13 protein-coding genes are annotated in these 14,120 nt (G+C 44.8%); 5 read left to right on the forward strand and 8 right to left on the reverse strand.

Annotated features, from left to right (window positions below):
- Window positions 1–208 precede the first annotated feature (208 nt).
- From I5M27_RS07920 to I5M27_RS07940, 5 genes are all read right to left on the reverse strand, one after another.
- The gene (locus I5M27_RS07920) at window positions 209–1,036 is read right to left on the reverse strand and encodes an aminotransferase class IV (protein WP_200505660.1); all 828 of its coding nucleotides are present in this window, start codon (window positions 1,034–1,036) and stop codon (window positions 209–211) included.
- Between the two features lie 182 nt (window positions 1,037–1,218).
- Window positions 1,219–2,364 (reverse strand): DNA-processing protein DprA, encoded by a 1,146-nt coding sequence (dprA, locus tag I5M27_RS07925; RefSeq protein ID WP_317193569.1) that lies wholly within the window; start codon window positions 2,362–2,364, stop codon window positions 1,219–1,221.
- A 68-nt stretch (window positions 2,365–2,432) separates the two neighbouring features.
- Window positions 2,433–2,957 (reverse strand): hypothetical protein, encoded by a 525-nt coding sequence (locus I5M27_RS07930; protein WP_200505661.1) that lies wholly within the window; start codon window positions 2,955–2,957, stop codon window positions 2,433–2,435.
- A gap of 2 nt (window positions 2,958–2,959) precedes the next feature.
- Window positions 2,960–3,295 (reverse strand): MerR family transcriptional regulator, encoded by a 336-nt coding sequence (locus I5M27_RS07935; RefSeq protein ID WP_200505662.1) that lies wholly within the window; start codon window positions 3,293–3,295, stop codon window positions 2,960–2,962.
- A gap of 59 nt (window positions 3,296–3,354) precedes the next feature.
- Window positions 3,355–3,783 (reverse strand): hypothetical protein, encoded by a 429-nt coding sequence (locus I5M27_RS07940; protein ID WP_200505663.1) that lies wholly within the window; start codon window positions 3,781–3,783, stop codon window positions 3,355–3,357.
- 256 nt (window positions 3,784–4,039) lie between these two features.
- Here I5M27_RS07940 and alaS point away from each other — a divergent pair, with 256 nt between their 5' ends.
- The 5 genes from alaS to I5M27_RS07965 all read left to right on the forward strand — a co-directional run bounded on the left by alaS (window position 4,040) and on the right by I5M27_RS07965 (window position 10,669).
- Window positions 4,040–6,673 (forward strand): alanine--tRNA ligase, encoded by a 2,634-nt coding sequence (gene alaS, locus I5M27_RS07945; protein ID WP_200505664.1) that lies wholly within the window; start codon window positions 4,040–4,042, stop codon window positions 6,671–6,673.
- 11 nt (window positions 6,674–6,684) lie between these two features.
- Window positions 6,685–7,410, forward strand: coding sequence for an energy transducer TonB (locus tag I5M27_RS07950; RefSeq protein WP_200505665.1), 726 nt, complete (start codon window positions 6,685–6,687; stop codon window positions 7,408–7,410).
- 67 nt (window positions 7,411–7,477) lie between these two features.
- A complete protein-coding gene (gene gatB, locus I5M27_RS07955) occupies window positions 7,478–8,938 on the forward strand; it encodes an Asp-tRNA(Asn)/Glu-tRNA(Gln) amidotransferase subunit GatB (RefSeq protein WP_200505666.1) in 1,461 nt (486 codons plus the stop codon).
- Between the two features lie 214 nt (window positions 8,939–9,152).
- Complete coding sequence (locus I5M27_RS07960; RefSeq protein ID WP_200505667.1) at window positions 9,153–10,280, forward strand: TlpA disulfide reductase family protein; 1,128 nt, start codon at window positions 9,153–9,155, stop codon at window positions 10,278–10,280.
- Between the two features lie 146 nt (window positions 10,281–10,426).
- A complete protein-coding gene (locus I5M27_RS07965; RefSeq protein ID WP_200505668.1) occupies window positions 10,427–10,669 on the forward strand; it encodes a hypothetical protein in 243 nt (80 codons plus the stop codon).
- 91 nt (window positions 10,670–10,760) lie between these two features.
- Here I5M27_RS07965 and I5M27_RS07970 read toward each other — a convergent pair whose 3' ends face one another.
- The 3 genes from I5M27_RS07970 to I5M27_RS07980 all read right to left on the reverse strand — a co-directional run bounded on the left by I5M27_RS07970 (window position 10,761) and on the right by I5M27_RS07980 (window position 14,079).
- Complete coding sequence (locus I5M27_RS07970) at window positions 10,761–11,258, reverse strand: hypothetical protein (RefSeq protein WP_200505669.1); 498 nt, start codon at window positions 11,256–11,258, stop codon at window positions 10,761–10,763.
- 38 nt (window positions 11,259–11,296) lie between these two features.
- Window positions 11,297–11,818 carry an acyl-CoA thioesterase gene (locus tag I5M27_RS07975; RefSeq protein WP_200505670.1) on the reverse strand — a complete coding sequence of 174 codons (522 nt, stop codon included), beginning with the start codon at window positions 11,816–11,818 and terminating at the stop codon, window positions 11,297–11,299.
- An 83-nt stretch (window positions 11,819–11,901) separates the two neighbouring features.
- Window positions 11,902–14,079 (reverse strand): M43 family zinc metalloprotease, encoded by a 2,178-nt coding sequence (locus I5M27_RS07980; protein ID WP_200505671.1) that lies wholly within the window; start codon window positions 14,077–14,079, stop codon window positions 11,902–11,904.
- Between the last annotated feature and the right edge of the window lie 41 nt (window positions 14,080–14,120).

Below are 14,120 nucleotides of genomic sequence, written 5' to 3' on the forward strand. Positions count from 1 at the left end.
AGCCCCAAGCAATTTTGCGATTGGCAAATTTATGGCTACCAGTACAGTACCTATGAAGTTATCCAGAAATTGCTTTGTAGAAAGTAACATATAGCTGAGCAGTATCCGTTATAAAAGATCTCTGATTTCCCGTTTGGGTTCTTCGGAAACTGCCTTAAAATTAGCCGGCAAAAGTACAGAAAATTAGGCTGGCATCCGAAATTTAAAATCAGGTATTTATAAGCTTTTCCCGGATTAACATGATGATCGGATGTTCAACGGCAAATTTTGTTTCAGAAATACTTTCTATTGTTCTGATACCAGCTGCATTGGAAGTAAAAACCACTTCGGCTTTCAACAAAGCTTCAGGCAAAAACGCCCCTTCCTGAAACGCTATGTTTTCGGACTGGAAAAGTCGCAATAAATTCTCGCGCATAACACCGGCAATGCAACCAGTGGTAGTTTTTGGAGTGAAAACCATACCGTTTCTGATCCAGAAAATATTGGCAGCCAGGCATTCGGAAACGAAACCTTCAGCACTTAAAAGAATGATCTCATCCAAGTTCCGCTGTTTTTTTTCGATGCCCGATAAAACATATTGAGTTGAATTGGGACCTTTGAAAAAGGAATAAGATGAGTAATGTGTGCAAACAGTTTCGGCAAAACCTGCGGTTTGGATGATGTTCGAATTTTCATGTTGCGGCTCCGCGGTGATCAACACTTCTGCTGCATTTTGCTCCGGCGTGTAAAGTCCTTTGCCACTGCGCCAAAACTTTAATTTAAGCCGGATACTCCCTTTCAACTGGTTTTTCCAGATTAGTTTTTCAAGCCATAAACCTAGGGTTTCTAAGTCAGATAGTTCATCTGGAAGTTCAAGGTGCAATACCTTCGCCGCTTTGTCTAACCGGTTCAAATGACTATCCAGAAACCGAACTTTGCCATTACTAAAAAGCATGGTTTCGAAAGCACCGTCGTTGTACTGAAATGCCCGGCTGCAGATCGGAATTTGCAAGGCGGTTTCTTTTTTGAGCTCGAAATTGTAAAGTACGTATTTCAATTTTCAATTTTAAATTTTCACGGTCATCTCGACGCAAGGAGAGAACTCATCGGGCTGGTAGAAAGCCAGAATAAAAGGTACTACCAACTGGAAGAGATCTCTCCTGACGTCGAGATGACGCAATATTGTGAATTTTATTTTTTTGTAGCGTAAGTTTTAACCCTACGCTACGGATGCTGTAATTAAAGCAACCGGAACTTCTTGCCTGGTAAACTCTTCACCACACCGTTAAATTCTAAATTCAGCAGGAGTGAAGCGATCTGATTTATCGGAATCTGCGCTTTCCAACTTATATTGTCGATCATTTCATCGTTGTTTTGCTGCAGTACTTCGATAATGGCCCATTCTTCTTGGCTGAAATCGTTCGGATCGTATTGAGTAAGTTGGTTTGGTTTAGTTGGAGAATCAGCAAACAAACCCAATTGAGGCGGCTGCAAAGCATTATCCCAATTAAGTAATTGTTCCAGATCTTCGATGCAGGTATAAGGAACCGCTTGCTGCGTTTTGATCAGGTAATTCGTGCCACCGGAAACTTCTGAAGTAATATTTCCCGGCACGGCCATAACTTCTTTGTTGTAGCCATAAGCAATTTCAGCGGTAATTAACGATCCACTTTTCAAAGCGCCTTCTACAATTATGGTGCAGTCGGCCAAGCCGGCAATGATGCGGTTCCGGGCCGGAAAAAATTGTGGATGAAGTTCAATGCCAAATATTTTTTCCGAAAGCAAACCACCCTGTTCCAGCATTTGTTCCGCCGTTTTTTTATGCGCTGCCGGGTAGATCATATCCAGTCCGCTGGCAATGGTACCGATGGTTTGCAACCCGTATTTTAATGCCGAACGATGGGCCACAATATCGATGCCGTAAGCCAAACCGGAAATGATGAGTGGGTCGTGCTTTTGAAGGTCGTGGACAATTTTCTCTGTAACTGCTTCGCCGTAGCGGGTAAGTTTCCGGGTGCCGACAATGCTGATGGTTTTGGGGTGGTTCAGGCTGGCGTTTCCTTTGTAGAAAAGGAGGGAAGGCGCATCGGCAATTTGCTTCAGGCGTTTCGGGTAATCGGGATGTGTGTAAAAAAGGATTTGCGCTTCGTATTTTTCGGCTTGTTGCAAAACAACTTCGGCTTTGCGCAACGCTTCGTTCCGGTTTTTAAAAGCTTTCAAAGCGCCCGGACCAATGCCATTCATTAGCTCTAAACGCGCCAGTGGCATATCAAAAAACGCTTTAGGCGAACCACAAAAACTTACGAGTTGCTTCGTGAGCATATTGCCAATGCCGGGAATCAGGCCGATGGCTACTTCGTAAAGCTGTTCGTTTTGGTCTGGCACTTTTTAGGTGGTTTTGGGTAGCGTTTTTTTTGCGTCATCCCGAGCGAAGCCGAGGGATCTTATGGGGCTTAAATTGCTTTTCGGGTTTCTTTATTAATAAAAACCGTATCCTGAAATGAAATCATCCCCACTTCTACTTCAAACCACCAGCTTTTGTTGTCTAGTTTTTTACCCTTTATATATCCTGTTTCTGTAGGAAGCCCTTTATTGCAATCCATTGAAAAACAGGACTGCCGGTAAACATTAGTAAATGAATTAAACTGCTTATCTTTTATGTGCAGACTATCCAAATTGCTATCCAATTCAATCAAAAAAGTCTCAACGACTTCATCATCTTCAAGCTCTTTTCTTTCTCTGGCATGGTAAGAAAATTGTAAAATCGTAGAGTTGCCGGATGAAATTTCGTGATCAAAAACTGCTGTTCCGGAATCAATTCCAAGTTCCCAGACTTTCGGGTTTAAAACTAGAGAACTTTTCTCATAAGCTCTGGCACTAAGAAATGCAGGATTAAATTCATCTACTTTTTTCTGTTTGGTGCAGGAAAAAATAGTTAAAGTTAATGCAGCAGTTAAAAGGAAAGTCTGCTTTTTCATAACTACAACTGCTTCTTCATTTTCACCAAAAACGCCCGAACCTTCTCCAAACTCTGGATCATTTCCACCTTATCTTTCGTTTGCACGCTTTTGTTTTTCAGCAGTTCGCGCGCCCCTTGAATAGTATAGCCGCGGTCTTTCAGCAAATGGTGGATGGTGCGCAGCGTTTCGATATCGGAAGGAGTAAAAAGCCGGTTGCCTTTTTTGTTTTTTTTCGGCTTCAGCTCCTCAAATTCCGTTTCCCAAAACCGGATCAGCGAGGCCGCCACGCCAAACATCGACGCCACTTCGCCGATGGTGTAATACTGCTTTTCTATTTCTTTCTCTTTGTAGGGCACTTTTCGTAGGTTCGATTATTCGATATTCGATTGTTCGATTTTTATAAATAAACTGATTTTCAATCTGGATAAATTTCGAAATTCTGAAGCATAAATTCATAAACGCCCAATTGCTCAGGATCTAAGTCTTCACTGCTATTAATTGAAACAACAACTATTGCCGATTCAACTGAGAAAATTTTCCAAATCCAATAATTTTCATCTTTGGTGAATTTAGCTTCAATTTTTAAACCTTCGCCAAAATTTCCAATTTCAGGTTCTGAAATTACCTCATAACCCGATGTGATTTCATTTAAAAATTCTCTTAAAACCTTTTCGTCTGCTTCTCCATCAACTTCATAACCACTTAATGTCATTGAACTATCAGTATCATTTGAAGAAATTGTCACTACACTTTCTTCATCTTCAAACAATTCGTAAGTTTTTGGGTAAAAAATTGAATACCTGGCAGTCTGCGGAACAAACTGTTCTAATTCTAATTGAGACATTTTAAAAATTTTAGTTCGTTAGGATTAAAACAATTCCCTTTCTTAAGTTCAGGATTTTGAAAAAATGAACACGGGTTTCCTAAGCCGGTAAATTTAATCAAATCCCGCAAAAACCTACCAGAATCTTCCGAAATATACTACTTTTGTATTTAGCCTGAAATCCGGCAATACGCACTTTTCAGGCCCAAAACCATAGCATTTTTAAGACTTTACATAAATCGAACATTCGAAACTCGAATAATCGAACCTACGAAATATGACCTCGAACGAAATACGGAAACAGTTCCTCGATTTTTTTGCTTCCAAAGGCCACCACATTGTGCCTTCCGCGCCCATTGTGGTAAAAGACGACCCGACCCTGATGTTCATCAACTCCGGAATGGCGCCTTTCAAAGATTATTTCCTGGGCAACAAACCCGCGCCGTACAAACGCATTGCCGATACGCAGAAATGTCTCCGGGTTTCCGGCAAGCACAACGACCTGGAAGAAGTGGGTTACGACACCTACCACCACACGATGTTCGAAATGCTGGGCAACTGGTCGTTTGGCGATTATTTCAAGAAAGATGCGCTGCACTGGGCCTGGGAACTGCTTACTGAAGTTTACAAACTGCCGAAAGACCGGTTGTACGTAAGCGTTTTCGGCGGCGACCCTTCTGAAAACCTGGAGCGCGATATGGAAGCGTTCGAGCTTTGGAAAGGCATTCTGGGTAGCGAAGAGCGCATTTTGTTTGGTTCTAAAAAAGACAATTTCTGGGAAATGGGCGACACCGGACCCTGCGGTCCGTGCTCCGAAATTCACATCGATCTGCGTTCCGAAGAGGAAGTTGCGAAAACACCGGGCAAAGACCTGGTAAACAACGACCATCCGCAGGTGGTGGAGATCTGGAACAACGTATTTATGGAATTCAACCGCCTGCAGGACGGCTCGCTGGTGAAACTTCCGGCGCAGCATGTAGATACCGGAATGGGTTTCGAGCGTTTGTGTATGGCCATCGAAGGCAAGCAATCGAACTACGATACCTCGGTTTTCCAGCCGCTGATCCAGTTTATTTCCGATGCGGCCGACATTAAATACGGCGAAAACGAAAAGACCGACATTGCTACCCGCGTAATTGCCGACCACATCCGCACGCTTTCCTTCGCCATTGCCGACGGCCAGTTGCCTTCCAACAACAAAGCCGGTTACGTAATTCGTCGCATTTTGCGCCGCGCGGTGCGTTATGCGTTCACCTTCCTGAATTTCAAAAAACCGTTCTTCTACAGCATCGTGCCAACCCTGGCCGACCAGATGGCAAGCGTTTTCCCGGAACTGAAGCAACAGCAAAGTTTCGTAATGCGCGTGATAGAGGAAGAAGAAATTGCGTTTTTGCGCACCCTGGAAAATGGTCTGAAACGCCTCGATACGCTGGAAGAAAAATTCAAGCAAAACGGTAACGTTATCGACGGAAAAACTGCTTTCGAACTTTACGATACCTTTGGTTTTCCGCTGGATTTAACCGCTTTAATTGCCCGCGAAAAAGGCTTAACCGTAGACGAAGCCGGCTTTAACGTAGAAATGGAGCAGCAGAAAAATCGTTCGCGCAATGCCTCGGTTTCGGAGCAAAGCGACTGGGTTATTGTGAACGACGAAGCCGAAACCGAATTCATCGGCTACGACCACGAAACCACAGAAACCCGGATGCTGCGTTACCGCAAAGTTTCCACCAAAGGCAAAACCGAATACCACATTGTGCTCGAAAAAACGCCTTTCTACGCCGAAAGCGGCGGTCAGGTAGGCGATACCGGCTTCCTGGAAAGTGGTTTGAGCAAGGTGAAGGTAATTGATACGCGCAAGGAAAACGACCTGATCATTCACGTAACTACCGAATTGCCGGAAGACGTGACCGCGCCGCTTTACCTGAAAATTGATGCGAACCGCCGGAAAGTGATCAAGAAAAATCACTCGGCCACGCACTTGCTGCACGCCGCGTTGCGTAACCATTTAGGCGAACACGTGCATCAGAAAGGCTCCCTGGTAAACGACAAACTGCTGCGTTTCGACTTTTCGCATTTCACCAAAGTTACCGACGAGCAAATTCACGAAATCGAACGGATGGTGAACTCCAAAATTCGCCAAAACATTGCCCTTGATGAAAAACGCAACGTGCCCATTGCCGAAGCGAAACAGCACGGCGCAATGGCTTTGTTCGGTGAAAAATACGGCGAATTTGTGCGCGTAATTACCTTCGATAAAGAATACAGCGTGGAGCTTTGCGGCGGTACGCACGTAGCCAGCACCGGCGAAATTGGTTTCTTCAAGATCGTGTCGGAAAGTTCGGTTGCCGCCGGCGTACGCCGAATAGAAGCCGTTACCGCCAATGCTGCCGAAGAATTTGTGCACAACCAACTGGCTCAGCTCGAAGAAGTGAAACAGCTTTTAGGTTCGCCGCAAACGCTATCGAAAACGGTAGAAAAAGTGCTGGAAGAAAATTCGGCCCTGAAAAAGCAACTGGAGCAATTCGAGCTAAAGCAGGTTACCGTACTGAAAAACGTATTGGCCGGCGAAGCGCAGAACATCAACGGCATCAACTTCATTGCCCGCAATGTGGAGCTCTGTTCCGCCGATTACGTAAAGAAACTTGCCTTCGACCTGCGCCAAACCGTAGACAACCTGTTCCTGGTTTTAGCCGCCGAAATTGACGGTAAACCGCAACTTACCGTAATGCTTTCCGATAACCTGGTTTCCGAAAAAGGCCTGAACGCGACGCAGATCGTAAAAGAACTGGCCAAAGAGATCCAGGGCGGCGGAGGCGGTCAGCCGTTCTACGCAACCGCCGGCGGTAAAAATGCCGCAGGTCTGGCAAATGTTCCGGCAAAAGCTGAGGCGTTTGTGAAGGGTTTGAATTAATTAAAATGAATTTGGAAAAGATAATAATACCCATTTTGCTTGGCTTCCCATTATTAACATTTGGGCAAGAATTAAAAGAGGTTAAAAAAACATTCCCTCAATATCAGGAAGAATATACTGTCCTGAAAAAGGATAAAAATGTTAAAGAAGGAGCCTATTTAAAGTCAAACAATAATTTGCCTATTCAAACCGGATTTTATAAAAACAACCTTAAAGATAGCACTTGGGTTACTTATTTTGATGGGAACAAAAAAATTGAAAGTTCGGGAAAATTCAAGGGTGGTAAAAGAATTGGTCATTGGAAGTTTTTTAATTCAAAAGGTGAGTTAACCAAAGAGTACGATTATACCGCTGATAAGCTTATTTATTTCAAACCAGAGGAAGGTTCGAATGCAATTTATTCCGTACAAACGGAGAATGGATTTGAAAATAAAAAGCTGGACCAGCAACCTCTTTTTTTCCCAAATAAAGATGGTAATGATATTGAAGGTTATGTAAAATATCCGCAGGAAGCTATGCGCCAAGGAATTTCTGGAACGGTGGTTCTCTCATATCTCATTACTGAAAGCGGTAAATTGACTGATATATTAGTTTTGAAGCCTTTAGGAGGTGGTTGTTCCGAGGAAGCAGTTAGGGCAATATATCCTATGAAACAGTTAATTTGGATTCCAGGTAATATTAATGGTGAACCTGTTACTGTTAAATATACATTACCAATTAAATTTGGTGTTCAATAATATTTAGAAATTTGATGATTAATGACCCAACTAATCATTAATCACTAATCATTAATCATTACCAAAAATGGAAAGCGCAATTCGCGATAAATATCAGGCAGTAATTGGTTTGGAAGTGCACGCGCAGCTGTTAACCGAAAGCAAAGCCTATTCTTCCGATTCTACTGAATACGGCACCCTGCCCAACACCAACCTGAGTGTGATCACGTTGGGGCACCCGGGCACGTTGCCGCGCATCAATAAAAAAGTGGTAGAAATGGCCGTGAAAATGGGCCTTGCTACCAACTGCCAAATCACGGAAAATAACGTGTACGCCCGCAAAAACTATTTCTACCCCGATCTTCCGAAAGGCTACCAGATCACCCAGGATAAAACCCCGATCTGCACCAAAGGCTACATCGAAGTAAAGAACAACGAAGGCGAAGAAAAACGCATCGGCATCACCCGAATTCATATGGAAGAAGATGCCGGAAAATCGATGCACTTAGCCGGCGAAACCGAAACGCTGGTAGATTTTAACCGCGCCGGTGTACCGCTAATCGAGATTGTTTCCGAACCCGATATCCGCGATTCAGACGAAGCCTACGCTTACCTGACCCAGATCAAAAAACTGGTGCAGTACCTCGATATCTGCGACGGCAATATGGAAGAAGGTTCGCTGCGTTGCGACGCCAACATTTCAGTGATGCTGAAAGGCGCTACCAAGTTCGGTACCAAAGTGGAGGTGAAGAATATGAACTCCTTCCGGAACGTGCAGCGCGCCATCGAACACGAAATTGAACGCCAGATCGAGATCCTGGAGAACGGCGGCGAAATCGATTCGCAGACCCGTAATTTCGATGCGAACACCGGCAGCACTACGGCAATGCGTTCTAAAGAAACCCTAAACGATTACCGTTATTTCCCGGAGCCGGACCTGCCACCTTTGGTAGTTTCCGAAGCCTGGATCGCGCGCATTAAAGAAGATATGCCGCACTTGCCGCAATACCTGCACCAGAAATTCACCGAAGAATTCGAACTTCCGGAATACGATGCGCAAGTGTTAACGGACAGCAAGGAAATTGCCCTTTTCTTCGAAGAAATTTGCGAACACACCAACAAATACAAAGCCGCTTCGAACTGGATGATGGGACCCATAAAATCCTACCTGAACGAACTGACGCTGCACATCGACGATTTCCCGCTCACGCCTAATCAAATTGCCGGGTTAATTGAAATGGTAGAAAAAGGCAAGGTAAATTACAACGCCGCCAGCAAACAGATCTTCCCGCATTTACTGGAATATCCGGGTAAATCGCCTTTGGAAGCTGCAGATGACTTACACTTGCTGCAAAGCACCGATGAAAATGCGTTGCAGGAAATTATTACGGCGGTAGTAGCCAGCAATCCGGCTAAAGTAGCGGAATACAAAGCTGGTAAGCAAAGTTTATTAGGCATGTTTATGGGCGACGTTATGAAGAAAACCCAGGGCAAAGCCGACCCTAAAATTGCGAACGAACTGCTGCGCAAAACGCTGGAAAACGCGTAGAAAGCGCTAGGGTTTGAACTTTAAAAAGTCATGATTTCCTGCTTGTCTAAAGGGGAAAATATCAGATAATGAAGTTTATTACGTTATTTGATATTAGTTATAGTTTTAAGATTTAATTATTGCTTAATAATAATTTATAAAACACGCATATTTCGTAAAATCCCTCATTGGAGGGGCGGGGGATGTAAATTACCTTCCCGATTAATATAGACCTATGAAAAAAACAATATTAGTATTAGCCGGCGCAATAACCATGTTGAGCGCCTGCAACAAAAAAGGCACCACCGCCGAAACTTCCGGCAATGGCTACAAGATCACCGGGAAGTTTAAAAACGCGGCCGAAGGCAGCAAAGTGTATCTGGACGAACTGGGCGAACAACAATTCGTAGCCCGCGACACCGCCGAAATTGGGAAAGACGGCAGCTTTGAAATGACCGGAACGGTGCCGGAAACCGGCATCTATAAACTGGCTTTAGACCCGCAAAACGCTATCCTTTTTGTGCTGGAAAATAAGGCCATCGAGTTTGAAGCAGATGCTAAAAATGTTTCAGAAACGTATACGGTTAAAGGTTCTAAAGACTCCGAATTACTTAAAGAACTGAACGGTTTAATGGTTGCGCCGCAAAAGCAAATGGAAGGCCTGAAGGCGCGTTACATTGCCGCTACCAATGCCGGCCAGCAGGATTCCGTAAAAGCCATTGAAGCTACGGCCAACAATATTCAGAGAGCCAGCGAAAACAACTTCAAGAATTTTATCCGCCGCAATCCCAACTCCATCATGTCGGTTTACAGCACGCTGACTTTGATCAACCCGGAAGAGCAATACGCTTTCGCCGACAGCATGCTGGCAGTCTATAAGAAAACCCAGCCGGAGTCGAAATATACCAAAGCGCTGAACGAACGTTTGTCGAAACTAGGGAACGTAACGGTAGGCAGCATGGCCCCGGATATTACGCTACCCACGCCGGATGGAGGAACCCAATCACTTTCTTCCTTAAAAGGTAAATATGTGCTCATCGATTTCTGGGCTTCCTGGTGCGGACCTTGCCGCCGGGAAAACCCGAACGTGGTTAAAATGTACAACAAGTATAAAGACAAAGGCTTCGAGATCTTCGGCGTTTCTTTCGATCAAAGCAAAGAGAAATGGGTTGAAGCCATTGCCAAAGATAAACTTACCTGGCCGCACGTTTCGGATCTGAAAGGCTGGGAAAGCGCTGCCGGTAAACTTTACAATATCACCGCTATTCCGCACACGGTTTTGATCGATAAAGAAGGCAAGATCATTGCCAAGAACCTGCGCGGTGCTGCTCTGGAAGCCAAACTGGCCGAAGTGCTGAAGTAAAAACGGTATCGTTTTCGCCTTAAAAACTAAATAGATAAAAAAACCGGTGAAGTTTTTAAAGCTTCGCCGGTTTTTTTTGTGAAAACGGTATCGTATCTGGCTAAAAAAGCAAAAGCATCGTAACAGTTTGATTTAAATTACTCCTTATGGAACACCCGGTAAAACGTATTGTAGAAACAGAAAACCATATTTATTACATTCAGTTTACGCCCGGTTTCCTGGCCCGCGGCAACGAACACCCGAATGATGTGCAGATCTTAGCCATCGACGGGGAATACATTGAAGAAGAAATGGAAGTAAGCCACATTCTGGGAATGGGGCCGGAAGAGAGTGCCGCCATTATAAACCGGATCGTACAGTATGATCAGGAAGAATCTGTTTCTGATTGACAGGAATTAATCGAAATAAAAAAAGCCTTTCCGTTACTGGAAAGGCTTTTTTTTATTCTGATGTTTTCTGTTAAGGGAAGTCAGCGGGTTATTACAAAAACATCCCCTGCAATCCATTCCAAAGCAGGCGTTTTTTACTTTGATCAGCTTCCAGCTGGGTTAGGCTTTCGGAAAGCAAAACCGGGGTAGGACCAACGTGGAAATGTTTGTAAGGTGCCGGAATTTTGTCGATATCGAGCAAGTCGGTACCAAAACTAACCACACTTTTAACGGGCAATTTTTTACCAAGTACCGCCAGATTTATCTTACCGCCAAGGGCAATATTTACAAAAGCCACGTCGTGCATTTCAAACTTTATCGCCTTCAGAATCTTGGTCAGGAATTCATTTTGCAGAATCTGGCTGAACGTTTCATTCTTTTCCGAAACCAGGATAACCAGGCCTTTAAAAACCTTTTCGTTATACGTGATCTCCGGCCCCGTAACGATCAGTTCTTCTTCCGGCAAAGGCACATTGGCATTCGCATCGCGGGTTACGAAAAGCGTTTCGGAGTAAAAGTTTTTATAAAAAGCTGAATTGAATTCCGACATACTGGTAAAGAAAAACGGTAGGGTTTCCGGCCCGAAAACTACTGCTGAAAATTGAAAATCGCTTTCAGTTCTTCTGCATCGTGCGGTTTCATACGGCCTGCTAAGATCAAACGTAATTGCCGGCGCCGAAGTGCCCCGTTAAACAATTCAATTTCGCCATCCGTTTCGGGCAATGCCTCCGGCACATCTATAGGGCTGCCAAGCTGGTCTACAGCCACAAAAGTAAAGAAAGCTTCATTGGTTTTAACCTTTTTTCCGGCCGGAATATCTTCCGCAAACACCTTTATGTGCACTTCCATGCTCGAGTTAAAGGCACGCGTAACCTGCGCTTCCAGCGTAACCACGTTGCCCAGTTTAATGCTTTCTTTAAAAGAAACGTTATCTACTGAAGCCGTAACTACAATGCGGTTAGAGTGTTTTTGCGCTGCAATAGCCGATACAATATCCATCCAGTGCATCATGCGGCCGCCCATTAAATTGTGCAGCGTATTGGTATCGTTGGGCAATACCAGTTCCGTCATAATGGTGTACGATTCGCTTACTTTTTTTTGTTTCCGCATTTGGGTTTCCTATTGGCTTATAAAAAAATACCGCCGCAAAGATAGTCCTTGCGGCGGTACAATTAAAGCGCATTCAGTTTTATTTAGAAAACGATCGCCTTTTTAAGGGTTGTAAAGCCATTGGCCTGCAGTTTCACCAGGTAAACGCCGGCTTTCAGATTCTGCTGACCAGTAATATTGCTCAGTTTAATTTCCTGGGTACCATTCTGGCTTTGTTTTACATAAGATTTACCGATCTGCTGGCCGGTTACGGAAAGTACTTCCAGGGTGTAATCGGAAGCCGTAGGCAGGGCGAAGCTAACAGTAGCATCGCCGTTGCTAGGATTCGGATAAACGTTCAGGTTAGCTGCTGAAGCCAGACTTTCGTTCATGCCGCTCACAATGCCGTTAATTTCAATGTCGTCCAGGTAAACCGGGTTGCCGCCATCGCTGGTAACTTCAAATTTAAACATTAAGTTACCACCTGAGAAGGTATTTGGAATTACCACCGTTTCCTGACGCCAGTGGCTGGCAGATTGGGGCGAGAAGTTGCCTGAAGCTGTAATTGGTGCCGTAGCAAGCGTACCGCCTGTTTTGGTATAACGGTCGGTCCAGGTATTTCCGCAATCTTCAGAGATCGAAACAACCAGTCTTTCGTTGCTTTCAGAAGTTTTCTGAGCGTGCGCTAATTTAAATTTCAGCGATGCGCCTTTAACGTTATAAAAACTGATGCTCGGAGAGATCAAAGCATTTGTAAGGCCGGCGGTAACAATATTATTCCGGACTCTCAGGCTGCCTACGCCGGTTGCCGCAACCGAAGTGGTGCGTTCCCAGCCATTGTTTCCTGAAACTTCACGCTCCCAGCTTTCAGCCGGATTACTCGGATCTGTAGGGAAATTCGCTTTTTCGAAACCACGGATAAAAGGTACCCCTGCAATGCTATTGCCCGAACCCACAATTACAGCGTTCGTTTTGGTAAGAGAATCCTGGCCATTGGCATTTACTACTCTTAAAGTAACGTTATAAACTCCAGGAGTGTTGTAGGTTACAAACGGGTTAGGGGAAGTAGAGGTAGCAGGGCTGCCGCCAGGGAAGGTCCAGTGATACGTTGCCGCGCTGCCTCTCAGGTTATAAGCTTGTTCCTGAAAAGCAACAATATTACCGGCGCATACCCGTTTCGAGGTCGAACTGAAATCAACATCCGGGGCGCATGCTCCGGGCACAAAACCCGGGTTCGTTCCGGTAGCTACCAGGTTTGCAGAATCAGCAAGGGTGTTTCGGCAGTTGCTGTTAATGGTGGTATTGAAGAGCGCGTTTACCATTACCGTTTTCTGTCCGTTGGTAAACATTTTTGCGCAGGAAGAATAATCCATGAAATTCTGCACGTTGTCTGGCATGGCGCCATTCGGATCAGGGAAAGGAAACGTGCCCGTACAGCTATTACTTGCAGTATTGCAGCTGAAATTCGTTGAACCAACGGTATTCGGTGTATCGGCAATACCGTCGTCCATGCCGCAGTTTGTGCTGGCTCCCGGGGTGTTACCGGCACCCCATACGTGCGGAAGGCCCATGTAATGGCCGATTTCGTGGGTTAAAGAGCGGGCCGAAAAGTTGCCGCCGTTAGAAAGGCCAACGCTGCCAAACTGGGTATTCAGGATCACTACGCCTTCCAGGTTGGGCGGTACATTGCAGGGCAGGTACGAATATCCCCCGGCACCAAAAGAGATCCGGTCTACTACCCAGATGTTCAGGTATTTTTCCGGCGCCCAGCGGATCAGGTTTTTTACGTTATTATCGGCGTTATTGGTAAGAGGCGTATACGTACGGGTAATGCCGCTTGTGCAATTTCCCTGCGGATCTTTTTGAGCCAGTTTGAATTCAAATTCAACGTTGGCATGTAAAGGCTTATAAGCGCTTATTACGCTGCCGGTATCGGCGCTTGTTTTAGAATAATCTTCATTAATGATCCGCACCGCATCCATTACCTGAGCATCCGTAATATTATTGGAGCCATAAGTATGCATGATATGGATTACGATCGGAATGGTGTATTTACCACCGTTCTTTTTTATGCGGGCAGCCTCCGGATTGTTATTCAGACCCTTTATCATGTCCGTAAATTCTTTCCGGCCCCGTGCATAATCCGGATACATGTCCATGGCAGCGCTGGTCATACTGTCGGTTGCACAATAATTACGGAAGGGAATGTTTTGGCTTTGCGCATTGCCTAAGCCCAGGCCAAAAGCTAAACTGCTTGCTAAAAACAGTAATTTTTTTTGCATAAAAAGTGATTTATAAATGATGAATATTCAATTAAAAAGGG

The organism is Adhaeribacter terrigena, from assembly GCF_016623615.1.
GTDB lineage: Bacteria > Bacteroidota > Bacteroidia > Cytophagales > Hymenobacteraceae > Adhaeribacter_A > Adhaeribacter_A terrigena.

Excerpts from the sequence above, each read along its gene's own strand:
- I5M27_RS07940 (WP_200505663.1), bottom strand. The coding sequence starts at position 3,783 with ATGTCTCAATTAGAATTAGAACAGTTTGTTCCGCAGACTGCCAGGTAT.
- I5M27_RS07970 (WP_200505669.1), bottom strand. The coding sequence starts at position 11,258 with ATGTCGGAATTCAATTCAGCTTTTTATAAAAACTTTTACTCCGAAACG.
- I5M27_RS07980 (WP_200505671.1), bottom strand. The coding sequence starts at position 14,079 with ATGCAAAAAAAATTACTGTTTTTAGCAAGCAGTTTAGCTTTTGGCCTG.
- I5M27_RS07960 (WP_200505667.1), top strand. The coding sequence starts at position 9,153 with ATGAAAAAAACAATATTAGTATTAGCCGGCGCAATAACCATGTTGAGC.
- I5M27_RS07975 (WP_200505670.1), bottom strand. The coding sequence starts at position 11,818 with ATGCGGAAACAAAAAAAAGTAAGCGAATCGTACACCATTATGACGGAA.
- I5M27_RS07930 (WP_200505661.1), bottom strand. The coding sequence starts at position 2,957 with ATGAAAAAGCAGACTTTCCTTTTAACTGCTGCATTAACTTTAACTATT.
- alaS (WP_200505664.1), top strand. The coding sequence starts at position 4,040 with ATGACCTCGAACGAAATACGGAAACAGTTCCTCGATTTTTTTGCTTCC.
- I5M27_RS07965 (WP_200505668.1), top strand. The coding sequence starts at position 10,427 with ATGGAACACCCGGTAAAACGTATTGTAGAAACAGAAAACCATATTTAT.
- gatB (WP_200505666.1), top strand. The coding sequence starts at position 7,478 with ATGGAAAGCGCAATTCGCGATAAATATCAGGCAGTAATTGGTTTGGAA.